Source organism: Methylobacterium sp. J-048, from assembly GCF_022829515.1.
GTDB lineage: Bacteria > Pseudomonadota > Alphaproteobacteria > Rhizobiales > Beijerinckiaceae > Methylobacterium.
On the sequence record NZ_JAKSYL010000214.1, the window covers coordinates 1 to 22,874 of the forward strand.

The following is a 22,874-nucleotide window of genomic DNA, read 5'->3' on the forward strand; positions in this document are numbered from 1 at the left end:
AGGCAGGCGACGGCATACCCCAGCGCATCATCGACAGGGCACGGTCACCGTCGCGCATGCGGATCACAGGTGCCGCGGTGTTCGGGAAGATACCGGGCAGCGGTGGTAGGTTGCCAGTGTCATCGTGTTCGACGCCGAACACCCGGCCAATCTCAGACTGCCCGCGGACCAAGCTGTACAGGTTGCACATTCGGCTCGCTCGCCAACGCCGCGGTGGAGATTGGGGGCCCGAGGCGACGATCGCTGCCCCGCCGCCCATAATTTCAGGGCTGGCGGGGCGTCGTGCCGTTCCTCACGGCGAAGGGGCCAAGTACGCAACACGGCCTCAGACGCAAGGTGGCAGAGGAGGGTTAGCTTCGGCTCAACGGTTAGCCAAAAGACTATCCCAGATCGGGAAGCTCTAGGCGCTCTGCAGGTCGGCGGCGCTCTCCTTGCCGCTGCGCCGGTCGGCCTCAACGTCGTAGGAGATCTTCTGCCCCTCGATCAGGTTGCGCATCCCTGCGCGCTCGACGGCGGAGATGTGCACGAACACGTCCTTGCCGCCGTCGTCGGGCTGGACGAAGCCGTAATCCTTGGTCTCGTTGAACCACTTCACAGTGCCGGTAGCCATCGCGGTATCCTAGTCGTCTCCAGCGCACCAACGTGGCGTGCCATGGAGGGGCGAATTGGTAGCGCTGGCAGCCTGTTTCGGAAAGTCGGCAGTCGCCCGGGCTCCCCGCGTCGATCCAGACCGCGTCGGAAAAGGGGCTTTTTAGGGCGCGCGGGAATGAGGGCTTCTTCCAAGGAGGGACCCCTATTCCCGAATAAAAAATGGGGTCCTTGCTATGGGACGCCCGGGAGCGGTCGGTAGGCTTGGCCTCGGCCCCTCAGTGTCGCCCGGCCAGCCGCGCGCGGGTAAACGTGTCCAGACCGTCTGCCTCGACCATCGCAAGGAACGCCGCGTAGGCTTCTGTCTCAGTCGCGAAGGTCTGTGTCCATTGAATGCAGCCGCCACCGAGGGCGACGACCGCGAGCTGCCAGCGATCCTGCTTGCTGGCGAAGCGGTAGATCTCGACATCGACCTCGATGTCATCTCGGGTGAAGGCTCCGGACAGCGGGGAGTGCTCGAACTCGCGGTCTTCGCCCTCCATCCCGTCCCTCCCAGCATCGCTGGGCGTGTGCTGCTCCGCTACTCTGCAGCCTGGGCAGGCTCATCGTCCGCCGGATCAGACTCCGCGCCCTCAGCCTCTTCGTTTTCAGGATCATCGTTCTCTGGAGCCGCGGCTGGGTTGCCCGCCCGGTAGAAGTCGCCATTCCGCACCAATTCGCCGCTCGTCGACATCACGCTGAGGTACGTGGCCAAGGTGTTGGCCGCCACGTCCGTCAGGCGCTCGGTGATTTCAGCGTGCGTCAGCCCCTCGGACCCGGCTTCCTCCAGGAGCGCTTTCAAGCGTCCCTTGGCAGAGTTGGCCCGGGGGCCTCGGGGACCACGAGTGGCACGAGGTTGACCGTCTTCCGCGGGCGCGCGGCGGCGCTTCGGCTGGTCGTCCACCGGCTCGTCCATCGACGTGCCTTCAACGATCGATGCGAGCGACCGCTCGGCCATGCGAAGCTTCGTCAGCTCGCCGCTCACTCGCTCGTACTCAACCTCAAGGGTCTCGCGCTGCTGCCTCACGCTGGCCAGGGCCTTCGCGAGAGTGTCGTCATTTGCCATCGGTGGATCGACTTCTTCGGTTTCGGGACGTGGATCTGCGGATGCGGTCGCTATGCGTATCAAGTTGCGCCCTCCAGATCCTCGCGGTGCTGCACATATCCCCGGCGGATGGGCCCGTCGGTGACGGCGAGCGATGCCGTGTTCATCTGCTGGCCCCGACGCGACGCTTAACGGCGCCGAGGAACTCCGACAGGTGCCCCACAACCTCGTCGCCGACAGACGCGGCCGGGGAAGCGTCGGGTGTCTCTTCAGCTTGCTCGGCGCGCTTGGCGACTTCCATCAAAACTTGCTCCACCGACGGCGGCCAGGGAGCCTGATTGTCCTGAAGCATCCGAGCGGCTCGGACCATCATGATGAACTGCTCCGGCGGAATCGTCGTCCCGGCGGCATGCTGCTCAAGAATGCGGTCGGCGATCGCTGTCGCGAGCCTAGCGACCTCGACCAGCTTGTCGGGCTCAGTGTGAGAGCCCTTCATTTGACGTAGCCCTTCGCCTTCAGATGCTCCGAAACTGCTTCTCGAATGGCTTCGGGCCGACTGGGCTTGGGCTCTGGATGATCCGCGATCCATGCATCTAGGCTGTCGAGCTGACCGGGCGGCACCCGCACGGTGATCGGGGTGGCATCGATACGAGGGCGGCCGCCTTTGTTTTTACCGGTTTCTGACATTGACAACCTCTCGTAGGTTGATAATGTCAGAAACTGCCGGGCCGAACAAGAGGTGGTGCTCTTGCTCGGCCCTGACCCTGCAACGCCGTCCGGAAAGACCGTCACATGGCTACCCGTAATCCTACAGCACCGACTCGCGTCGGTGAACGCCTGCGCTCGCCTTCTCGGCCTTTCGCTGACATCCCGGACTTCAGCCAGCCCGTCCCAATTCGGCGGCCAGTCGTGATCGGCACAGTCCGTGAGCTTCCGAGCGAACGCCGTTCCCCAATCCTGCCGAACGGGCCGATACCTGGTGCCATTGAGCCGTGGGAGGCCGTGGCTCCTGTTCGCCCCGACACGGCGCACGTCCGGGCCTGGCGTTTCCTGGATCTCGCTGGCGAGGCGCTGGCCGCTACCCTCATCATCGCCGGGGGCGTGTTCGCCTACGGCTACCTTTCTCTCACGTGAGGTAGGGAGCCATGAGCAAATCCCCCTCCAGAAAGGCACCGGCTGGCCCGCGCACGTCCTTGCGCGAGCGCGCCGCCGACGTCGAGGCATCAGTCGCCCGTGTCCTGAAGCGTGCGTCCAAGGTGAAAGCGACTGCAGAACCAGTCGCCGCCTCATCCATCTCTGAACTGCGCGACCGCTGGCGTGCGGCACTCGAAGCTGCGAACCGGCCTGGCTTGCCTGAGGCGGCTTTCCTGCGACTGAGCACAGTAATTTCCGACGCCGAGCAAGCGATCATCAATGCGCCAATCCGTACGATCTATGATCTGGCCTGCCAGGTGGAGGTGTTGCGCGCGAACTTCGATCTGAACTCGCTCGACGAGGGTGTTCCATTCGCGACCGTTCAGGCAGTCTGCGATGGCATCGACAGCCTGGCCGCCACGAGCCGATCGGACCCTGTTGATCCAATTCAATCGGCGATCGCTGCCCATCGTAAGGCCTTCATCGCCGCCAACTCACAGCCGACGGAGGAGCTCTCCGAGTTGGCCTGCCAGACCGCAGACCACCTGTACAAGGCGCTCGCCGCAATCACACCGACGACCCCAGCCGGTCTTTGCGCTTTGGCCACGCATCTACGCGGGTTCCTTCGGGACGGTGGCATCGAGGTTGGCAACACCTTTCAGGAAGAAGCCCTCACCATCCTCCTCGACGCGGCCGAGCGGTTCGCCGCGCGGCAGGCCGGCTCCCGCCCGGCTGAAGCCCACGACAAGAATGACTGGGCGATGCCGCACGCCTATGCGGTCGATCTCAGCGGCCTCCGCATTCAGGAGTTAGGCAATCTCTGGGACGTCTACACATCGGTTAGAGATCAATGGCAGGCTGTTTCAGAGCTTCCCTTCTGCACCGATCATCACCGAGTGGGAGTGCGTGGCCATACGCCAGCCGGCACGCTGGCTGACGCCGAGGGCACGCGTGCAGCCTTCATCCGAGACCGAATAGCGGATGAGGTGCGCCTGCGAGAACCGCAGAATGAGTGGGAGCGCAGCGTCGCTATGAGCCTGCGCATCAAGGAAGAGATCTTATGCGAGGGGGCGATCCGGGATCGCGATCTCCTCATGGAAGCCGTGAAGGCCTGGGGCTGAGCATGAGCAATGTCGTCCGCTTTCCGGGTGGCCATCGCGTAGCCGCCAAGACCATTCCGCGAGAGGAGTTCGAGCAACTCGCGGAGCTCGCGCTCGATGTCGTGGAGCGGATCGTTGCGCTGTTAGATGATCGGGACGGAGAGCCTGCCGCCCAAGCCGGCGACAGGGGTTTCCAGCCCAACAATCTCCACAGCATGCAAATCCAGGCCGATTATCGTGGCCTGGAGATGGAGTGATAGGCCGGACACCGACGACAGCTATGGCGTTTCAATCCGGCTGGAGGTGGTAAAACGCGCTCCGCTGGATGTGAGGCGAGGGAAGAGCATGACGGACTTGGTGCGCAACAACGTCGACCAAAGCCGTTTCGAGCTGGGGGCCGGAGATGCAGTTGTGTTCGCAGATTATCAGCGCGAAGCAGGCTGCCTCATCATCAGCTACGTCTACGCACCACCTGCCTTGCGAGGCACCGGAGCTGCTGGACGGCTCATGGAAGGCGTGGTGGCTCAGGCCCGGGCAAGCGGTGAGCGGATTGTACCCTTGTGCGGCTACGCCAGGACTTGGCTGCACAGGCACTGCGCGCACCGCGATCTTATCGCGTGAGTTAGCTAAGACAGGCTATTCAGATCAATCAGGATCGTCGGCCTTGGCATAGCAAGGTGCGTGGCCGATCCTTTGTGTCCATGGACTTCATAGAAGCAGCAGGTCTGTTAGGCCGCGGCGGCACCGGCCACGTAGCTGCGCCAGCCACCGAATTGCGTGATGTCGACCGCACCTGCGACGCCAGCCGCCTCGACGAGAAAGCCCTTCGGTGCTGTTCCGTCGGCGAGCCACAGGGTGCCGATGCCGAGGGGCGTCGGGATGGCAGCCACGAAATCGCCGAAGGCGGCGGGCGGCAGCGCCCAGACCTCCGTCTGGATGCAACTGCCTTCGTCCGCGGCCACCCGGAGTAGACCCGGGCGCTGCAGCGGCCCGCCCGGCAGGGCGTAGAGGCTGAACGCTAGGCGGGCGAATGGATGGGCCATCCATGCTGACCCTCGAATAAGGATGACGAGGTGATTGGGGGCAAGGTCATCCGTGAATCGTGAAACGCGACACAACGTGGACCAGCGTAAGAGGTACAAGAGTTGCCAAGTCAGGTTCCAAGGGACGGGCGCATTCACGAGGACGATGATGCAATACCGACACGATGCGATCTACGCCTCTCGGCGCTCGCCGGTCTTCGCCCGCAATCTCGTCGCCACCTCGCAGCCGCTTGCCACGCAGGCCGGGCTGATGATGCTGCACCAGGGCGGAAACGCCCTCGACGCGGCGCTGGCGGCGGCCATCGCGCTGACCGTGGTCGAGCCCACCGGCAACGGCATCGGGTCGGACGCCTTCTGCATCCTCTGGCACGAGGGCCAGCTGCACGGGCTCAATGCCTCCGGGCGCTCGCCGGCCGGCTGGACGCCGGAGCGCTTCGCCCATCACAGCGCGTTTCCGCATCGCGGCTGGGACACCGTCACGGTGCCCGGCGCGGTCTCGGCCTGGGTGGAGCTGTCGCGGCGCTTCGGACAATTGCCGTTCGCGCGCCTGTTCGAGCCGGCCATCGGCTACGCGGAGGAGGGCTTCCTGGTCTCGCCAGTCATCGCCGAGCTGTGGCGGCGCGGCGCGGCGGAGCTCAAGACCCAGCCCGGCTTCGCGGCGACCTTCATGCCTGACGGGCGGACGCCAGCCGCCGGCGAGCTGTTCCGGGCCCCTGGCCATGCCCGCACGCTCCGGCTGATCGCTGAGACGCGGGGCGAGGCCTTCTACCGGGGCGAGCTGGCGCACCGGATCGCGGATTTCGCCCGCCAGCTTGGCGGCGCCCTCGACGAGGGTGACCTGGCGGAGCACAGCACGGATTGGTGCGGCACCATCCGGCAGGATTTCGGCGGCGCGAGCTTGCACGAGATCCCGCCGAGCGGGCAGGGCATCGCGGCCCTGATGGCGCTGGGGATCCTGCGCTCGACCGGCCTCGCGGACCTGCCCGCGGACAGCCCGGACGCGCTCCATCTCCAAATCGAGGCGATGAAACTCGCCTTCGCGGACGTCTACGCCTACGCGGCCGACCTGCGCTACATGACCAAGGTCACCCACGACCACCTGCTCGATCCGGCCTATCTCGCCGCCCGGGCGGCCCTGATCGACCGACGACGCGCGCAGGTCTTCGGGCACGGGGCGCCGAACGAGGGCGGGACCGTGTGCCTCGCCACCGGCGATGCCGGCGGCATGATGGTCTCCTACATCCAGTCGAACTATTCGGGCTTCGGCTCCGGGGTGGTGGTGCCGGAGACCGGCATCAGCCTGCAGAACCGTGGCTACGGCTTCACCCTGGCCGACGGCCATCCCAACCAAGTCGGCCCGCGAAAGCGCCCGTTCAACACGATCATCCCGGGCTTCGTCATGCAGGACGGGGCGCCGCTGATGGCCTTCGGCTTCATGGGCGGCCCCATCCAGGCGCAGGGCCACGTGCAGGTCCTCGTGCGGACCCAGCTCTGGGGGCAGGACCCGCAGACCGTCGTGGATGCGCCCCGCTGGCGCCATGTCGCCGGATTGCAGGTCGCGGTCGAGACCGCCTTCCCCGCCGCGGTGCTAGGCGAGCTGGAGGCGCGGGGCCATGACCTCGTGCGCGAGCCGCCGGATTCCGCCTTCGGCTTCGGCGGCGCGCAAATCGTGCGCCGGATCGACGGCGGCTACGTGGGCGGCTCCGATCCTCGCAAGGACGGCCACGCCGGCGGCTTCTAGGGCGCTCGCCACCGGAGTGGATAACGATTCGGCGGCCAGCGCGCCGGACCGCACGATGTGTCGCCGCGTACCAGGATCAAGCTCATCATGACAGAACCGGTCGCGGCCGTCAGGACGACAGCACCCTCCCGCGGCTCCTCGCAGATGTACAAGGCGGTGATCGCGTCCTCGATCGGCAACGCCCTCGAGTTCTACGACCTGACCCTGTACCTGTATTTCGCGGTCACGATCTCGAAGCTGTTCTTCCCGACCAGCAACCCGACCACCTCGCTGCTGCTCGCGCTCGGCAGCTTCGGCATCTCCTATCTGATGCGTCCGCTGGGCGCGATCGTGCTCGGCCTCTACGCGGACAGGGTCGGCCGCAAGCCCGCGCTGATGCTGTCGATCGTGCTCATGATGGTCGGCACCTTCATGATGGTGGTGATGCCGTCCTACGAGTCGATCGGAATCCTGGCCTCGATCGGCGTGCTCGCCGCGCGGCTGATCCAAGGGTTTTCCGTCGGCGGCGAGTTCGGCGCCTCGACCGCCTTCATGGTCGAGCACGGTCCCGCGCGGAAAGGGTTCTTCGCGAGCTTCCAGTTCGCCAGCCAGGGCGTGGCCAGCGTGATGGCGGCCCTGTCCGGGGTCATCCTGAGCGCCACCCTGAGCGCGGACCAGATCGCCTCATGGGGGTGGCGCCTGCCCTTCGCGTTCGGATTGCTGATCGGTCCCGTCGGTCTCTACATCCGGCGCAACATCAAGGAGACCCCCGAGTTCGAGGCAACCGCCGAGAAGGAGGCGACCAACTCGCCCATGTGCGACCTGTTCGTGCAGCAATGGCTGAACATCCTGCTGGCGACCGGGCTCGTGGCGACCTCCACGGCGCTGAACTACATGATCAGCTACACGCCTACCTACGCGGTCAACCAGCTCGGCCTGCCCTCCTGGATCGGCTTCGTCGCCTCGTTCGTCGGGGCCGTCATGCTGATGACGGTTGCGCCGCTGGTCGGGCACTGGTCGGACAGCATCGGACGGACGCCGATCATGCGGGCGGTGGTGATTGGTGTCTTCGTGCTGATGTTTCCGGCCTTCGCGCTGCTGATCAGCTATCCGGTGCTGCTCGTCATCGTGCCGGTCCTCGCGCTGATCGGCGCTCTCAAGGCGAGCTACAGCGCGGCCCTGCCGGCGCTCATGGCCGAGATATTCCCGACACGCACGCGCAGCACCGGCATGAACATCAGCTACAATGTCGGCGTGACGCTGTTCGGCGGCTTCGCGCCGTTCTGGATCGAGAGCCTGATCGCGATGACCCACACGGCGCTCGCCCCCAGCTTCTTCCTGATGTTCGCGGCCAGCGTCAGCCTAGTTTGCATCGTCCTGGTCCGGCGGAAATTTGGGTTGCGCTGATGGCAGTCGGAAACTTCTGGACCCTCGTCTGAAACGGAGTTTGACGGGCCGGCCCATTCCGCTGCCGGACGACGGACGAACTATGAGGAGACGGCGTCTGCCCTGATGCCGCCCCACCGCGTAGCCCGCCGATGGCTGGAAGGCCCCCCAGCGCGGCATGTCCCGGCCTCGATCGCCGTACGGGAGCGAAGCCGGGAACCCGCTATTTCGCGGCCGTGATCACGGCTTCGATCAGGACGTTGGGGCCGAGCTCGGCGACGCCGATGGTCGACCGGCTCGGCAGGAGTTCGGGTGCGAACCATGCGGTCCAGGCCGCATTCATCTCGTCCTTCAGGTTCATGTCAGTGATGTAGAGCGTAGCCGTCAAGACCTTGCTCTTGTCGCTGCCGGTCTCGGCCAGCAGGGCATCGATGCGCGCCAGCACCTGCTCGGTCTGCCCCTTCATCGAGACCGAGCGATCCTCGGCGACAATGCCGCCGAAATAGAGGACCCCCGCGTGCTCGACGACGCGGTGCATGATGGGCGTGCGGATATGACGGTCGATCACGGGGTGTGGTCCTTTCTGTGGAAACGGGGCTCAGCCGGCTGGCTGCATTAGGGCACCCCGGGGGGTTGAGCCGGTGGCGGCCCGGCTGAAGCGGTCGGGCGCGAAGGGCTCGATGGGGAAGCGGGTTCGTCCATCGAGGAGGAGGTCGGCGACGATGTCGCCGATCACCGGTGCCAGGGCAAAGCCGTGGCCGGAGAAGCAGAAGGCGTGCACGAGCCCGTCCGCGACCGCCGAGCGGCCGATCACCGGCAATTCGTCCGGCGTGACCCCCTCGATGCCGGCCCAGGCGTGCACGATGCGCGCGTCGCGGAGGATCGGGAACAGGTCGAGAGCCGTGCGGGCCGAATAGGCGAGACGCGGGACGTCGAGGCGCACCTGACCGGTGTCTAGATCCGCCAGGCCCTTGTGGCCGCCACCGATCATGACGTGCCCGCTCTCGGATTGCTTGAAGGAGAGCGGCCGCCCGGCTGCGCCGACCACGGGTGTCAGGAACGGCGGCAGACTGTCGGTGAGGAGCATCTGGAACGCGTTGAAGCCGAGCGGGATCACTTCGCCCACCGCCCGGGCAAGGCGCCCGCCCCAGGCACCGGCCGCATTGACGAGATACGGGGCTGCATAGGTGTCCGCGTCCCGGCTCTTCAGGATCCAGCGTCCGTCCCGCCGCTCGGCGTCGGAGACGCGCACGCCCTCAAGAATCTCCGCCTCGGCGGCTGTCGCTGCGCGGCCGAAGGCCTGCGTGGTCCGGAGCGGAACCGCGTAGCCGTCGCGCCGCGCGATCAGGCCGCCGACCACGTGGCCGGCGACGGCCGGCAGCAGGCCGCGCAGGGTTGTGGCATCCACGACCTCTTCGTGACGGAAGCCCAGCGCGCGCATCTGCGCCGCGCGTTCGGTGAGGCGAACGAGTTCGGCCTCGGTCTCGGCCACCCGCACCTGCCCGACGCTGCGGAAGCCGCAGGTCTCGCCCACCAGGGTGGTGATGCGATGCCATCGGTCGAGGGCTTCCAGCGCGAGCGGCACCTCGGCGACGTGGCGGCCCAAGGTGCGCACGCCGCCGGCTGAGTAGCCTGACGCGTTCGCGCCGACCTGCTGCGCTTCCAGTACGCGGACCCGGATGCCGCGCAGGGCGAGATGCAGGGCGGCAGAGAGGCCGTGAAGCCCGCCGCCGACCACGAGGACGTCAGACTCCCTCATGCGAGCTCTCCACCGTCCAGCTGCGGCGGATGCGGCTCCGGCGCCTCCGCGACGAAACTCGCAAGCGCCGCGAGGCTGACGGGCCGGGCCGGCCGGACCGGACCCGCAAGGATGCCGTGCGCGCGCAACCGCGCATCACGGGCCGGATCGGCGGGACGCTCCAGAAGCGCCGCGAGGTCGAACGGATCCAGCCACGCCGTTCCGCTAGACTCCGGAAGCGACGCCGGGAACGGGGCTGCGGCAGACCCCGCCATCAGCGCCTTGGCAGCGGCAGCCCCCTGCCTTGCCGCGGCGTCCGCCGAGTCCGCGCCAGTCACCCGGCCGGCGGCCGATATGCCCAGGACGGTGGTGCGTCCCGCCCCGTCGGCGACGAGGTGGCCTTCCGTGAAGGCGCAGCCGAGGCTTGCCAGCAGCAGGGGCTCGTCGGCGCAGACCAGTAGGCGGTCGAAGGGCTCCGGCCGGACGCGGCCCGCGCTCTCGATCCAGAGGATCCCGGGCTCGGCATGCCAGCCAGTCGCCTGCGGGCGCGCGATCAGCACGGCCCCCGGCAGCCGGGCCAGGGCTGCCCTCCCAGCCGGACCGCCGCCCAGCACGCAGATCCGGAGCGCCACGGGCGCGCTCACGCGGCCGCGTCCTGCGGTTCCCGCGCCAGCTCGCCGACGGTCATCGGCTTGAACGGCGCCCGCGGCCGGAGCGCGCCGACCTCCTCCATCGAGGCCCCGCGGATTTCGGCGATCAGGCCGGCGACCACAGTCCCGCACATGCGGCCCTGGCAGGGGCCCATGCCAGCGCGCAGGAACGCCTTGACCTGGTTTGGCCCCGTGGCGCCGAGCCGCGCGGCCTCGCGGATCTGGCCGCCGGTGATCTCCTCGCAGCGACACACGATGGTGTCGTCCGCGGGCGCCAGCACAGTCGGTGCAGGGGCGTAGAGCCGGTCGAGGAAGGGTCGCAGCGACAGCGCGGAACGCAGGGAAATGCGTGGGGCCGCCGCGCGCGCATCACGGGCCGCGGCATCGAGCTTCCCCAGGCGGTGGGCCGCGTCGATAGCCGCGAGCCGGCCGCTGGCAACCGCCGCCTCCCAGCCACCGATGCCGCCGCCATCGCCCGCGACTGCCACGTTCGGGTGACTGGTGGCGCCCCAGGGGTCGAGGCGGGGCCGCCAGCACAGCTGCCGCGCGTCCCAATCGTGGTCAAGGCCGAGGGCCCGGGTGATGTGCGTCGACGGGATCACGCCCTCGTGCAGGAGCAGCGTGTCGCAAGGCAGCGAACCTCCATGCCAGTGCACCGCCTGGACGTGCGCATCGCCCTCCGCCCTTAGGTCGCGTACGCCCCGCACGACCTGAAGGCCGCGTCGCTTAGCCTCCCGGACGAGCGCAACGCCCTTACCGAGGAGCCGGCGGCCGGTCCAAAGGCCGCCGGCGCGGAACGCATCCCAGAGCGCGCCGCCGGCACCGGTCTCAAGCAGCGTCAGCGGCCCGACCCCGGCACGCAGAAGCTGGACCGCCAGCAGCCAGCACAAAGGTCCTTGGCCGGCGATCACCACGGCGCCCTGCGGGACGGCGCCGGCGGTTTTCAGCAGGATTTGGGCCGCGCCGGCGCTCATCACGCCGGGGAGGGTCCAGCCGGGGATCGGCACCGGTCGCTCCTGAGCGCCGGTGGCCAGCAGCACGCGCCGGGCCGCGAGTTCCGACGAAGCCCCACCGGCTTTCACCGAGAGCGCTCCTGTGTCGGGCGCGAGATGCCACAGCGTCGAGGAAGGCCTATAGGCGATCGTCGTGACGCCCCGGAATGACGCGGTGAGCGCACCGCCGGCGTCCAGGAACTCGCCCGCGAGGGCCGGGTCGCCGGAGGCGGATTCCACCGCGCGGAACACCTGCCCGCCCGGGGCAGCCTGCTCGTCGAGCACGGTGACCGAGAGCCCCAGCGCGGTGGCCTCAATGGCGGCGGCCATGCCGGCTGGGCCGGCGCCCACGATAGCGAGATCGTAGCTCATGCGGCCTCCGGGGCATTATGGTGGGGCCGGGCTGCGCGCGGTCCCTGCTGCGGCTCGATGCGCATGCCCGGCGCCACCGGGACCAGGCAGGCCTGGCGGTTGGCGACGCCGTCGATCTCAGCGAGACAATCGAAGCAGATGCCGATCATGCAATAGGGCAGGCGCGGAGCTCCGCTTACCGGCGTCGTGCGGATCGCCGGGGCGCCGGAGAGCAGCACCGCGGCGGCGGCGGAAGCGCCCTCGGGGACGCGGACCACCGCGCCGGCCACGTACACGTCCACCAGCCGGTCCCGCGGGGCGGGGCGGGCTTCAGGCCGCCTTCTGAACATCGAACCGTCTCGCGCTGAAGGGGGACATCTCCGGCGCCAGCGCGCCGGCTGCGATCATCGGGGCGAGCAGGTGCGCATGCGCCCCCGCCAGGGTCACGCCCGAATGGCAATTGGCCAGGAACGCCCCGGGGCAGCGCTCGGACTCGTCGTAGATCGGCTTCCCATCGGGCGACATGACCCGCAGGGCCGCCCAGGCCCGGACGATGTTCAGTTCAGCGATCCACGGGAAGGTCTGCACCGCCCGTTGGGCGATGGCCCGCATGATCGCGGGGGTCTGGCTCAGGGTGTCGAAGCCCATGTCCTCCTTGCTGTCTCCGAGGAGGAGCGAGCCCTCGTCGGTCTGGCGGACGACGTGGGTCGGCAGAGCGAGCACTTCGCGGGTGCGTTCCGTGACGAGGATCTGGCCGCGCTCGGGGCGCAGCGGAGCGGCGAGGCCGACGAGCGGTGCAAGGTCGGCGTTGCCCAACCCCGAGGCCAGCACGAGCCGGGGCGCCCGCACGATCGCCGTGCCAAGGCTGACGGAAAAATCGTGGGGCGCCGCCGTGACGGCCTCGACCCGGGCATTCGGCCGGTAATGGCCGCCCGCCCGCTGGAACGCCGCGTGGAGCGCGCGCAGGAGATGCAGCGGGCTCGCATGCCCATCGTAGGGGGTCCAGGAGGCACCCACGACCTTGGGCCCGAGTCCCGGGACCATGTCGCGTAGCTCCGCGACACTCAGCATGCGGTATTCGTAACCGGCATTGCCGGCCTCTCTGCGGAGCTGCCCCATCAGCGCGTCACGCTGCGCCATCTCCGCGTCCGAGAAACAGAAATGCAGGCCGCCCGGCTGGTGCAGGCCGACGCCGATGCCGGTAGCCTCGGACAGATCCTCGGCGAGTCCCGGCCAGGCCTGCGCCGAGCCATGGGTCCAGTGCTGGTAATGGGGTGCGCCCAGGCCCTTCGACTGGACCCAGATCAACCCGAAATTGCCCCTGCTGGCCCGGTGGGCGATGTCGCCCTCGTCCAGCATCAGCGTGGACAGGCCTTGCCGCTGCAGCCCGTACGCGATCGCTGCGCCCACGAGTCCGCCGCCGACCACGATGGCGTCGCGCGTCTCGCCCTGCAGCGTCTGTGTTGCCGAGATCATGCGCGGCGCTCCCCGGTGAGGAGGCGGTCGATCGGGTAGAAGCGATCGAGCACCAGGAGGACCAGGGCGGTGCCGAGGATCAGGGCCGCCGACACGGACGCGACCAGCGGGTCGGTCATCTGGTCGATGTAGTTGAACAGCTGCACGGGCAGCGGGTTGGCGGACGGGGAAGCCAGGAACAGGCTAACCGTCAGCTCGTCGAAGCTCGTGACGAAGGCCAGGATCCAGCCCCCCGCGACGCCCGGGGCGATCAGCGGCAGGGTCACCCGACGAAACACGGTCAGGCGCGAGGCCCCGAGGCTCTCTGCGGCGCGCTCGATCCGCGGATCGAGACCCGACAGGCCGGCCCCGACGAGGCGCAGCATGTAGGGGGTAATCACGATGACATGCGCGGTGACCAAGCCCGCGAAGCTGCCCGAGAGGCCAAAGCCGGAGAAGAAGCGCAGCAGCGCAACGCCCAGCACCACGTGCGGGATCATCAGCGGCGAGGCGAGGATCGCCACCAGAGCCCCGCGGCCGGGGAAGCGCCACCGGGCGATCGCCAGAGCTGCCGGCACCGCGATCAGCGCGGATAGCGTGGCGGCCGTCACGCCGAGGCGCAAGCTGAACCAAAAGCTCTCCAGGAAGCGCGGGTTGTCGCCGATCGCGCGCCACCAGCGCAGGGAGAGCCCGTTGAGCGGCAGGGCGAGGTAACCCTCCCCGGTGAAAGATACGCCGATCACCACGAGCAGCGGTGCCAGGATGAAGGTGAGGAACAGCGCGTGGAAGGCCAGCGCCAGGGGACCGTTGCGGCTCATGCCCGGCTTCCTCCCTTGCCACCTTCCGCGACTTCGCCCAGGCGGCGCATGGCCCGCGTCTCAACGAAGCGTGTCCAGATCAGCGTGGCGGTGAGGATCGCCACCATCAGCAGCGTCGCGAGCGCAGCGCCGAGCGGCCAGTTCAGCGTGTTCAGGAACTCGTTGTAGGTCATGCTCGACACGACCTTGAGGCGCTTTCCCCCGAGCATGGCCGGGGTCGCGAAAGCCGAGGCCGACAGGCAGAACACCATCAAGGCACCGGCCATGATGCCCGGCATGACGTTCGGGAGGACGACGCGGCGGAACACCGTCAGACGGCTCGCCCCAAGGCTGAAGGCCGCGCGCTCCAGCACCGGATCGAGCCGACCGAGACTCGCCCACACGGACAGAACCACCAAGGGCACCATCACGTGCACCAGGCCGATCACCACGGCGAGTTCGGTGAACATCAGGCGGAAAGGCGCGCCTGGCACACCGAGGATCGTCAGTACCTGGTTCACGAGCCCGGTCGTGCCGAGCAGCACCATCCAGCCGAAATTGCGCACGACCACCGACACGAGCAGCGGCCCGACCACGATCAGCAGCATCGCACCGCGCCAGCGCGGAGCCATGCGGTAGATGATCCAGGCTTCGGGCACGCCAACCAGCAGGCAGATCGCCGTGGTCCAGAGTGCGATACGCAGAGTCCGCAGCAGCGATTCTGCGAACAGGCTATCGGTCAGCAGGTCGCGGTAATTCTCCAGGCCCCAGCCGGGCAGGATGCCCTTCTCGAAATCGAACCCGTGCAGGCTGAGGAGCAGCACGCCACCGAGCGGCAGCAGCAGCGCGCCGGCATAGACGACGAGGGAGGGCGCCGCGAGAAGCGCAGGGGTCAGGTTACTCCGGCCGTTCATGCGCGTTCGAGCCGGCGCAGGCTGTGGGCATCCCAGTCTAGCGTCACCGGGGCACCCTCGTCGTGCGGCACGGAGCCGGTGTTCTGCAGCATCACGGCGAAGCTCCCGAGCGCCGTCTCGACGGCGTAGAGCCAGAAGCCCCCTAGGAAGAGGCGCGACTGCACCCGCCCGCCGAGCCCTGCGGCCCCATCATTGCCGATGCGCAGGCGCTCCGGCCGGATGGTGAGCAGGATGTCGCCCTGGCGATCGGCCAGGTCCGGCGGCAGTGCGAAGCGATGCCCCCCAGCTTCCGCCTGGCCGCCCCCCGCGCAGGCGGGCAGGCGGTTGCTGCGTCCCAGAAAGTCGGCGACGAAGTCGTCCGCTGGGACGTCGTAGGCCCGCCACGGTGCATCGATCTGGACAATGCGGCCGCCCTGCATGATCGCCACGCGGTCGCACAGGGCCATCGCCTCCGACTGGTCGTGCGTGACCAGGATCGTGGTGACGCCGATCCTGCGCTGGAGTTCGCGCAGCTCGACCTGCATTTCCTCGCGCAGCTTCGCGTCGAGGTTCGAAAGCGGCTCGTCGAGGAGAAGCAGGCGTGGCTCGATTACTAGGGCGCGCGCTAGTGCGACCCGCTGCTGCTGGCCGCCCGACATCTGCCGCGGGAAGCGGTCGGCGAGATGGGCAAGGTGGACCAAATCGAGCGCCTCAGCGACGCGCTTTATGCGCTCCGCCTTCGACACCCGACGCATCTCCAGGCCGAACGCCACGTTCTCGGCCGCGGTCATGTGCGGGAACAGGGCGTAGGATTGGAACACCAGCCCGATGCCGCGCTTGGCCGCCGGCACCGTGGTCAGATCGCGCCCATCCATCGTGATGCGGCCGCGGCTCGGGGCCTCGAAACCGGCTATCATCTGCAGCGTGGTGGTCTTGCCGCAGCCGGAGGGGCCGAGCAGGCCAAGGAACTCCCCCGGGGCTACCGAGAAGCTGACCTCACGGATTGCCGTGAAAGCCCCGTAATCCTTGCCGATTCGGTCGAGGGTGAGGAAATGCGGGGCGGCCATCAGCGCTCGACCTCGCGCTGCCAGCGGCGGGTCCAGTCAGCGCGGTTGCGGTTCACCACATCCCAATCGAGCCCGATGAGGCTCTTCACCTGATCCTCACCGTAGATCACCCGGTTGGCGACCTCGGGGGGCAGTTTGGTGGCCGGGTTGGTCGGTCCGGCGCCGTACTGGGTGGCAAAGGCCAGTTGCACGGCCGGCGAGATCATATAGGCCAGGAACTTGTCGGCCAGGGCGGGCTCCGGGCTGCCGGTGACGGCGCATCCTGCGGTCATCAGGACTACGGATCCCTCCTTCGGCCGCACGATGGCCAGGGGGAAACCCGCCTGCTGCATCGCTGCGACCCGCGAGGAGCCCCAGACTGCGAGCCAGATCTCGCCGGACTGGAACATCTCGCTCATCTTGCCCGGGCTGCTCTCGTAGGCGAGGACGTTCGGGTTGATCTGCTGGCGCAGCACTTTGAGGCCCGGCGCAATGTCGGAATCGCTGCCGCCGTTGATGCGCGAGACCATCGCCAGGGTGTGGACGCCGTACGTATTGTCGATGCCCGGGATGGCTATGTGCTGCCGGTATTCAGGCCGGGCGAGGTCCATCCAAGACGTTGGGACCGGTAGGTTCTTCTGCGCGAAGACATCCTTGTTGTAGGCGATGCCGGTGAAGCCGAAGCCGGTGCCGACGGCCTGATCGCTCGCAAGGCGGGCGATCGGGTACACGGCGTCCCGGGTGGTCTCCGGCAGCGGGCGGCAGAGGCCGAGCCCGGCCGCCTGGACCATCGGACCGTCGTCCAGCACGGCGACGCCGATGGTCTGATTGCCGCGCTGCGCCTGCATGCGGGCGAGATTGTCGGACGAGTTGCCGGTCAGGTAGTCGATCCGGACATTGTTCTCACGTTCGAAAGCCGGGATCACGCTGGAGCGCATGACCTGCTCATAGCTGCCACCGTAGCCGGCAACAGTCAGGCGCTGTTCGGCCGCGGCCGAGGAGGCCGCCATGCTGAGCACGGTGGCCGTCGCAGTAAAGAGACCTAGTGTCGACCGCAACATTGCTTGCCTCCGTGAGCAATCGGAAAGCTATTCATGGGCATAAAACGAGCACGTCGATTCCGGCCTGAGCATCTCCGCGAATTTCCAGCCCCGAATGCTTTACAGCGTGCGATCTCTTGACGAGGGACGCAAATTCATAATTTTTGTCGTTTCATTCCTTTCAGTAGCGAGTTGCAGGATTTTGGATGACCCCGAGCCGGCTTCGCCAGCTGGAAGCATTCCGCGCAGTCATGCAGAGCGGCTCGGTCAGCCGTGCGGCGCAGCGGATGTTCCTCTCACAGCCGGCCGTCACGAAGCTGCTGCGCGGCCTGGAGGACGAGACCGGATTGCCGCTCTTCGATCGCTCGCGCCGCCACCTTCAGCCGACGCCGGAAGCCGTGAAGCTGGAGGGCGACGTCGCGACCCTGTTTGCGGCCGCCGACCACCTGGATCGCACCATCGACGATATGCGGGGAGTCGGAAGCGGAGAGTTGCGCGTCGCCGCCATGCCACTGATGGGTCTGTCGCTCATTCCGCGGCTGCTAGCTAAGTTCGCCCGGGAGGTGCAGCCGGTGCGGATATCGCTCGTGGTGGCGAGTTCGCGTGAGGTCCATGATTTGGTGCAGGCCGGCAATGCCGACCTCGGGTTTGCCCTGCCGGTCGGCCGAAGCGCCCTCGTCGCAGCACCGCCGATCGACCTACCTGGACTTGTTGTCCTGCCACCCGGGCATCGCCTCACGCGGAACAAGGCGATCCCGCTTTCTGAGCTGCATGACGAACCCTACATCTCACTCGGTCGGCAGTACCGCCTCCGCGATCAGGTCGACGAACTCTTCACTGTCAACGGTGTCGTGCCTCGCCTTGTCGCGGAGACGCAGAACGCGGCAGCCGCCTGTGCCATGGTCGCCGCTGGCCTCGGCTTCGCTGTAGCGGAGGCTGTCACTGTGAGGGCCCTAAAGGGACAGGTTGTCGTGCGGAGATTGCAGCCGACTGTGACGTTCTCGGTCACTGTACTGGGAAGCCCTGGGCGCCCGCTATCAGCTGCCGCCCTGTCCTTCCTTAAACTGGTCCGCAGCGACTTAGATAACTGATCTTTCACTTAATGCGCTGCTAATTTTTGTTGCATGGGCTATTAAAACAGCAAATTCAATTATTTTATCATATAAAAAGCGGCCGCTCGATTTCACATTACAACAAATCTTAGTAGTTTTGTAGCATGAAATTGGACAGATTGGGCAGTTATTCCGCAGCTTGCTATTACGCGTCCACATTGCGTCGGCAGGGACTCTGTCCGCTCCTATGGCACCCTTGTTTCGGGACGATTGTCTCTTCCAAACCTCTCGCCTCAGTCCCCACGAACATCAAGCTTCACGCGCTAGCCACTGGCGCAGTTTGGTCCACCGCGGCCGTGTGTTGCCGCCGCGGACCGCGATGCCCAGCGCCTTGCGCTGCCCGAGCAGCACGACCAACCGCTTGCCGCGCGTCACGCCCGTGTACAGGAGGTTCCGCGCCAGCATCGTCCAGTGCTGCATGGCCAGCGGGATCACCACCGCCGGGTACTCCGAGCCCTGCGACTTGTGGATGGTCGTGGCGTAGGCCGGGACCAGCGTGTCGAGTTCACCGTATGGGTAGACCACCTCGCGGCCGTCGAAATCGACGATCACCGCGCCCTCGCCCTCGTCGATGCGGGCGACGGTTCCGAGATCGCCGTTGAACACCTCCCGGTCGTAGTCGTTCTGGCTCTCCATCACTCGGTCGCCGGGTGAGAAGCACCAGCCGAACCGCTCCACCGAGATGGCGGGGTTCGGGTTCAGCACCGCTTGAAGTTCGTGGTTGAGGTTGCGCGCGCCGAGCACGCCGCGCTGCATCGGGGTGAGCACCTGCACGTCCCGGACCGGATCGAGGCCGAAGCGCGCCGGGATGCGTCTGGTCACCACCTCGATCAGCGTCGCCACCGCCGGCTCGGGCTCGTCGATCTCGATCAGGTGGAAATCGCTGTCCGCGCCCCGAGCAGCTGGCTCGGGCATCTTGCCGGCGTTGATCCGGTGCGCGTTCACCACGATCCGGCTCTCGGCCGCCTGCCGGAACACTTCGGTCAGCCGGGCCACCGGGATAGCCCCCGAGGCGATGACATCGGCCAAGACCTGGCCGGGGCCGACCGAGGGCAGCTGGTCAACATCGCCGACGAGGAGCAGCGCGGCGTGCTCCGGCACCGCCTTGGTCAGGGCGTTCATCAGCGGCACGTCGACCATCGAGGTCTCGTCGATCACCAGCAGGTCGCAGGCGAGCGGGTTGTCCTCGTTGCGCGAGAAACCGCCGTGCTTCGGGTCAATCTCGAGTAGACGGTGGATCGTCTTGGCCTCGAGCCCGGTCTGCTCGGTCATGCGCTTGGCCGCCCGGCCGGTCGGGGCGGCAAGCAGCACCTGCACGCCCTTCGCCCGCAGGATCCGCAGGATCGTGTCGAGGGTCGAGGTCTTGCCCACGCCCGGACCGCCGGTGATCACCGCGAGCTTGGCGCCGAGCACCCGCCGCACGGCTTCCCCTTGCGAGGGCGAGAGCGTCTTGCCGGTCTTGTCCTCGACCCAGGGCAGAGCCCGGGCGAGGTCAATCTCGGGCCAGGGCGGTGTACCCTTCGTTCGGCGGAGCAGCCGCTCGGCGATCATCCGCTCGGCGGCGTGCAGCCCAGCCAGGAAGATGCACGCCTTGTCGCCGAGGATGTCCTGCACGACCTCGCCGGTCTCCAGCACGTCGAGCAGCGCCGAGCGGATCAGTGCCGCTTCGACGCCGAGCAGTTCGCCCGCGAGCTTGATCAGCTCCGCCACAGGTAGCGCACAGTGTCCGCCGTCGGTCGCCGTCTGCAGGGCAAACGAGATGCCCGCGCGCAGCCGCTGCGGCGCCTCCGGGGTCAGCCCGAGCTTCATCGCGATGGCGTCGGCGGTCTTGAAGCCGATGCCGCGGATGTCCTTGGCTAGCCGGTACGGGTCCTCGGTCATCACCGCGATGGCGTCGTGGCCGTAGGTCTTGAAGATCCGCACCGCCCGCGCTGTGCCGACGCCGTGGGCGTGCAGGAACAGCATGATCTCGCGCACCGCCTTCTGCTCGGCCCAGCCGGCGATGATGCGAGCGGCGCGCTTCGGGCCGATGCCGGCGACCTCGGGCAGTCGCTGCGGCTCGGCCTCAATGATCTCAAACGTGCCCTCGCCGAACGCCGCGACGATGCGCTTGGCCATGGCCGGACCGATGCCGCGCATGTGGCCGGAGGCGAGGTATTTCTCGATGCCCTCCACCCCGGTGGGTGGCGTGACCTTGAGGGTGTCGGCCTTGAACTGCACGCCGTGCTGGCGATCCGTGTGCCAGATGCCGGTGGCGGTGATCCACTCCCCAGCCGCGATGGCGGGGGCATGCCCGATCACCGGGACGAGGTCGCGCTTGCCCCGAGCCTGGACCTTGAGCACGCAGAAGCCGGTCTCAGGGCTGTGGAAGGTGACGCGCTCGATGGTGCCTGCCAGCGCCTCGACGGGCTGACCGCGTTCAAACTGCCGCGGTCGCCCTCTCTCAGTCATGGGATACGTCCAGGCACCGTTCGCTGACGCTTCAAACCGCTACTGGCTCGAAATCTCGGAACAGACGGGCAGCGACTACGAGAAGATCGGCCAAGCCTGATGAAGGCACAATGGCGACGCGTTGCCCCGCTCGCGAGTTCACCAGGTTATCCGCTACACCTGACGACCCGCGGTCTCTCTGCCGCAGGAACACGACAATCCTGCTACGGTTCGTTGATCGAGATCGACGAGCGGGAGGGCAAGACATGGCGCAAGTGCGCGGATCTACGGTCGTGATCACCGGCGCGTCGAGCGGCATCGGGCGTGCCGCGGCTTATGCCTTTGCTGCCGGGGGGGGCCGCGTCGTTCTCGCTGCCCGGCGTGCCGATGTGCTCGACGATATCGTGCGCGAGATCCGGGACGGTGGTGGTGCGGCGATCGCGATCCCAACCGACGTGACTGACACCGACGCTGTCTTCGCGCTGGCGGAAGGCGCGGCGAGGGCGTTCGGTGGCATCGATGTCTGGATCAACAATGCAGGTGCGGGGGTATTCGGGCCGCTCCTCGACGCTCCGCTCGACCTGCACAAGCAGACGATCGAGATCAACCTGATGGGTGCGATTCACGGTGCCTATGCGGTGCTGCCACACTTCCTGCGCCAGGGGCACGGCACGCTGATCAACACAGTCTCAATGGGCGGCTGGGCCCCGACGCCGTTCGCAGCAGCGTACACTGCGAGCAAGTTCGGCTTGCGCGGCTTCTCGGCCAGTCTGCGCCAGGAACTTGCCCGGCATAAGCATATCCACGTCTGTGGCGTGTTCCCGGCAATTGTCGATACACCCGGTCTGGAGCACGGGGCCAACGTCACGGGCAAGACGCTCAACCCAGGCCACGTCTACTACGCGCCCGAGGATGTGGCCGAGGCCTACCTGCGTTTGGTTCGGCATCCCCGACACGAGATGGCGGTCGGCTGGCCGGCCCGCCTCGCCCAAGCCGGCTACGCGCTTGCGCCCTCGCTGACCGAGCGTGTGATGGGCGCAGGCTTCCGCTTCGCATTGGACCGGGCCGATCCAGGACCACGGACCCATGGGGCGCTGCGGAAACCGATCCCACAAGGAACGAGCGCTGACGGCGGCTGGCGGGCGCGCAAGGGTGTACCGTCGGCGGGGACGATGAGCGCCGGGATCGTTTGGGCCGGTGTCGGCGCCGCCGTTTTGCTTGGCGTTGCCCTGAGCACGCGGAAGGCCCGATAGCGGATTGTAGCCTCGTCTGTTCGGGCGGCGATCCGTGAACCGTCAACCGCGCCGAGCGTCGATCCTGGAACGATGTCGCCCCGCCGCCGTGGCAGACGCGCGAGCAAACCTGGCGTTCGGCCATGGAGCGGGCGCTACGACAGGCGTTAAGGCGTGCGCGGGCGGATGTCCGCCGCGCCAGGGTCCAGCGGGTCCCGGCAGCGATCCGCCAAGACCGGCGGTCGCTCGCCCTACCGTTCGCCCGGCTTGAACGGAGGTTCCTTGCCCGGCGGCACGCCTTCCTCGGCCATGCTCAGCAGCATGGCCACCGTCACGTAGGTGCCGGTGAGTGTCGTCAGGTCCACTACGCCCTGCTCACCCAGCACTTCCTTCGCCCGAGCGAAGGTTTCATCCGAGACTGCATGCTGCGTGGAGAGTTCCATGCAGAAGTCGTAGACGGCCGCCTCGTCGGGCTTCATGCCCTCCGGCCGCTTGTTCGCTTTGAGATCCGCCGCCACCTGCTCGGAGAGTCCCGCTTTGATCGCCAGCGGGTAATGGGCGTACCACTCGACCTGCGAGCGCCAGAGGCGTCCCTGGATCAGGATCGCGAACTCATTCAGTCGCGTCGGCACGGAGGTGTGCCAGCGCAGGTAGTCGAGCAGGTCGTACATCCGCTGAGCCATCTCGGGGCTTCGGATCATCGGGTTGTACGGGCCGGCAAGTCCGACGCTTGAGACCTTCATGATCTTCTCGCCAACCGGACGCTGAGCAGGCGTAAGCTGTTCGAGGGTTAGCTGCGGGAACCGCGGTGGGTGGTCGGATGCTCCCCAGGAAGTCTGGGCAAACAGCCAGCCACCTGAGGCCGCGACGACAGCCAGCGCCACGGTCTGGCCGGTTTTGAGCATGCCCATCGAAGTTCCTCCAAACGCGCGGACTCGTCTCAGCGAGCCGTCGTGCTCCAGCATAGTCCGCCAAGCGTCAGAGAAGATCCAGCAGACCCCTTTTGGTCCTGAGGTCTGTTGTTATGATGGCTATAACCTTCGCGTTTTTTGACAACGTCGTGCTGGTCGGGCGGCGGTGAAG

Annotated in this window: 25 protein-coding genes and 2 pseudogenes; 8 read left to right on the top strand and 19 right to left on the bottom strand. The window is 67.3% G+C overall.

From position 1 onward, the window contains the following. The 6 genes and pseudogenes from MKL09_RS20905 to MKL09_RS20930 all read right to left on the bottom strand — a co-directional run. A pseudogene (locus tag MKL09_RS20905) lies at positions 1-190 on the bottom strand (SOS response-associated peptidase); the annotation flags it as partial. Between the two features lie 210 nt (positions 191-400). Continuing rightward, the gene (locus MKL09_RS20910; RefSeq protein ID WP_244023323.1) at positions 401-610 is read right to left on the bottom strand and encodes a cold-shock protein; all 210 of its coding nucleotides are present in this window, start codon (positions 608-610) and stop codon (positions 401-403) included. A gap of 256 nt (positions 611-866) precedes the next feature. Next, positions 867-1,130, bottom strand: a complete 264-nt coding sequence (locus MKL09_RS20915) for a hypothetical protein (protein WP_244023325.1) — start codon at positions 1,128-1,130, stop codon at positions 867-869. Between the two features lie 38 nt (positions 1,131-1,168). After that, positions 1,169-1,693 carry a hypothetical protein gene (locus MKL09_RS20920; protein ID WP_244023327.1) on the bottom strand — a complete coding sequence of 175 codons (525 nt, stop codon included), beginning with the start codon at positions 1,691-1,693 and terminating at the stop codon, positions 1,169-1,171. A gap of 142 nt (positions 1,694-1,835) precedes the next feature. Next, positions 1,836-2,168 carry a hypothetical protein gene (locus tag MKL09_RS20925; protein ID WP_244023329.1) on the bottom strand — a complete coding sequence of 111 codons (333 nt, stop codon included), beginning with the start codon at positions 2,166-2,168 and terminating at the stop codon, positions 1,836-1,838. Then, positions 2,165-2,359: a ribbon-helix-helix domain-containing protein gene (locus tag MKL09_RS20930; protein WP_244023331.1), complete on the bottom strand. Its 195-nt coding sequence runs from the start codon at positions 2,357-2,359 to the stop codon at positions 2,165-2,167. Before MKL09_RS20930 ends, MKL09_RS20925 begins: the two co-directional genes overlap by 4 nt. A gap of 315 nt (positions 2,360-2,674) precedes the next feature. On the opposite strand from MKL09_RS20930, the gene MKL09_RS32075 reads away from it, so the two are divergent. From MKL09_RS32075 to MKL09_RS20945, 4 genes are all read left to right on the top strand, one after another. Beyond that, positions 2,675-2,806 carry a hypothetical protein gene (locus MKL09_RS32075; protein WP_279606030.1) on the top strand — a complete coding sequence of 44 codons (132 nt, stop codon included), beginning with the start codon at positions 2,675-2,677 and terminating at the stop codon, positions 2,804-2,806. Between the two features lie 11 nt (positions 2,807-2,817). Further along, entirely contained in the window at positions 2,818-3,927 is a 1,110-nt protein-coding gene (locus MKL09_RS20935; protein WP_244023333.1) for a hypothetical protein, read from the top strand. Positions 3,928-3,929: 2 nt separating this feature from the next. Continuing rightward, the gene (locus tag MKL09_RS20940) at positions 3,930-4,163 is read left to right on the top strand and encodes a hypothetical protein (protein ID WP_244023335.1); all 234 of its coding nucleotides are present in this window, start codon (positions 3,930-3,932) and stop codon (positions 4,161-4,163) included. An 88-nt stretch (positions 4,164-4,251) separates the two neighbouring features. Next, positions 4,252-4,527 (top strand): GNAT family N-acetyltransferase, encoded by a 276-nt coding sequence (locus tag MKL09_RS20945; protein WP_244023337.1) that lies wholly within the window; start codon positions 4,252-4,254, stop codon positions 4,525-4,527. Between the two features lie 107 nt (positions 4,528-4,634). Here the strand turns inward: MKL09_RS20945 and MKL09_RS20950 are convergent. Next, positions 4,635-4,946: pseudogene (locus tag MKL09_RS20950) on the bottom strand (allophanate hydrolase); the annotation flags it as partial. Positions 4,947-5,097: 151 nt separating this feature from the next. On the opposite strand from MKL09_RS20950, the gene MKL09_RS20955 reads away from it, so the two are divergent. Beyond that, positions 5,098-6,690 carry a gamma-glutamyltransferase family protein gene (locus tag MKL09_RS20955; protein ID WP_244023431.1) on the top strand — a complete coding sequence of 531 codons (1,593 nt, stop codon included), beginning with the start codon at positions 5,098-5,100 and terminating at the stop codon, positions 6,688-6,690. Positions 6,691-6,777: 87 nt separating this feature from the next. Further along, a complete protein-coding gene (locus MKL09_RS20960; protein WP_244023339.1) occupies positions 6,778-8,076 on the top strand; it encodes an MFS transporter in 1,299 nt (432 codons plus the stop codon). Between the two features lie 202 nt (positions 8,077-8,278). Here the strand turns inward: MKL09_RS20960 and MKL09_RS20965 are convergent, their stop codons facing one another. From MKL09_RS20965 to MKL09_RS21010, 10 genes are read right to left on the bottom strand one after another with little or no spacing between them, the layout of a single operon-like run. Beyond that, positions 8,279-8,623, bottom strand: a complete 345-nt coding sequence (locus tag MKL09_RS20965) for a RidA family protein (RefSeq protein ID WP_243961113.1) — start codon at positions 8,621-8,623, stop codon at positions 8,279-8,281. A gap of 30 nt (positions 8,624-8,653) precedes the next feature. Continuing rightward, complete coding sequence (locus MKL09_RS20970) at positions 8,654-9,814, bottom strand: NAD(P)/FAD-dependent oxidoreductase (RefSeq protein ID WP_244023341.1); 1,161 nt, start codon at positions 9,812-9,814, stop codon at positions 8,654-8,656. After that, positions 9,811-10,437 (bottom strand): hypothetical protein, encoded by a 627-nt coding sequence (locus MKL09_RS20975; RefSeq protein WP_244023343.1) that lies wholly within the window; start codon positions 10,435-10,437, stop codon positions 9,811-9,813. The genes MKL09_RS20970 and MKL09_RS20975 overlap by 4 nt, the downstream gene beginning before the upstream one ends. Then, the gene (locus MKL09_RS20980; RefSeq protein ID WP_244023346.1) at positions 10,434-11,807 is read right to left on the bottom strand and encodes an NAD(P)/FAD-dependent oxidoreductase; all 1,374 of its coding nucleotides are present in this window, start codon (positions 11,805-11,807) and stop codon (positions 10,434-10,436) included. The genes MKL09_RS20975 and MKL09_RS20980 overlap by 4 nt, the downstream gene beginning before the upstream one ends. Then, complete coding sequence (locus MKL09_RS20985) at positions 11,804-12,136, bottom strand: (2Fe-2S)-binding protein (RefSeq protein ID WP_243954545.1); 333 nt, start codon at positions 12,134-12,136, stop codon at positions 11,804-11,806. Before MKL09_RS20985 ends, MKL09_RS20980 begins: the two co-directional genes overlap by 4 nt. Continuing rightward, the gene (locus MKL09_RS20990) at positions 12,117-13,262 is read right to left on the bottom strand and encodes an NAD(P)/FAD-dependent oxidoreductase (protein WP_244023348.1); all 1,146 of its coding nucleotides are present in this window, start codon (positions 13,260-13,262) and stop codon (positions 12,117-12,119) included. Before MKL09_RS20990 ends, MKL09_RS20985 begins: the two co-directional genes overlap by 20 nt. Beyond that, positions 13,259-14,059 carry an ABC transporter permease gene (locus MKL09_RS20995; RefSeq protein WP_243954549.1) on the bottom strand — a complete coding sequence of 267 codons (801 nt, stop codon included), beginning with the start codon at positions 14,057-14,059 and terminating at the stop codon, positions 13,259-13,261. Before MKL09_RS20995 ends, MKL09_RS20990 begins: the two co-directional genes overlap by 4 nt. Further along, positions 14,056-14,952, bottom strand: coding sequence for an ABC transporter permease (locus MKL09_RS21000; protein WP_147907920.1), 897 nt, complete (start codon positions 14,950-14,952; stop codon positions 14,056-14,058). Before MKL09_RS21000 ends, MKL09_RS20995 begins: the two co-directional genes overlap by 4 nt. Beyond that, positions 14,949-15,998: an ABC transporter ATP-binding protein gene (locus tag MKL09_RS21005; protein ID WP_147907921.1), complete on the bottom strand. Its 1,050-nt coding sequence runs from the start codon at positions 15,996-15,998 to the stop codon at positions 14,949-14,951. Before MKL09_RS21005 ends, MKL09_RS21000 begins: the two co-directional genes overlap by 4 nt. After that, positions 15,998-16,987: an ABC transporter substrate-binding protein gene (locus MKL09_RS21010; RefSeq protein ID WP_244023350.1), complete on the bottom strand. Its 990-nt coding sequence runs from the start codon at positions 16,985-16,987 to the stop codon at positions 15,998-16,000. Before MKL09_RS21010 ends, MKL09_RS21005 begins: the two co-directional genes overlap by 1 nt. 236 nt (positions 16,988-17,223) lie before the next feature. Between MKL09_RS21010 and MKL09_RS21015 the strand changes: the two genes are divergently transcribed. Next, entirely contained in the window at positions 17,224-18,108 is an 885-nt protein-coding gene (locus tag MKL09_RS21015; protein ID WP_244023352.1) for a LysR family transcriptional regulator, read from the top strand. Between the two features lie 270 nt (positions 18,109-18,378). Here MKL09_RS21015 and MKL09_RS21020 read toward each other — a convergent pair whose 3' ends face one another. After that, on the bottom strand, positions 18,379-20,580 hold the full coding sequence (locus tag MKL09_RS21020) for an ATP-dependent RecD-like DNA helicase (RefSeq protein WP_244023354.1): 2,202 nt from the start codon (positions 20,578-20,580) through the stop codon (positions 18,379-18,381). 245 nt (positions 20,581-20,825) lie between these two features. Here MKL09_RS21020 and MKL09_RS21025 point away from each other — a divergent pair, with 245 nt between their 5' ends. Beyond that, positions 20,826-21,812: an SDR family oxidoreductase gene (locus MKL09_RS21025; protein ID WP_244023356.1), complete on the top strand. Its 987-nt coding sequence runs from the start codon at positions 20,826-20,828 to the stop codon at positions 21,810-21,812. A 230-nt stretch (positions 21,813-22,042) separates the two neighbouring features. Here the strand turns inward: MKL09_RS21025 and MKL09_RS21030 are convergent, their stop codons facing one another. Then, a complete protein-coding gene (locus MKL09_RS21030) occupies positions 22,043-22,696 on the bottom strand; it encodes a carboxymuconolactone decarboxylase family protein (protein WP_313901199.1) in 654 nt (217 codons plus the stop codon). Between the last annotated feature and the right edge of the window lie 178 nt (positions 22,697-22,874).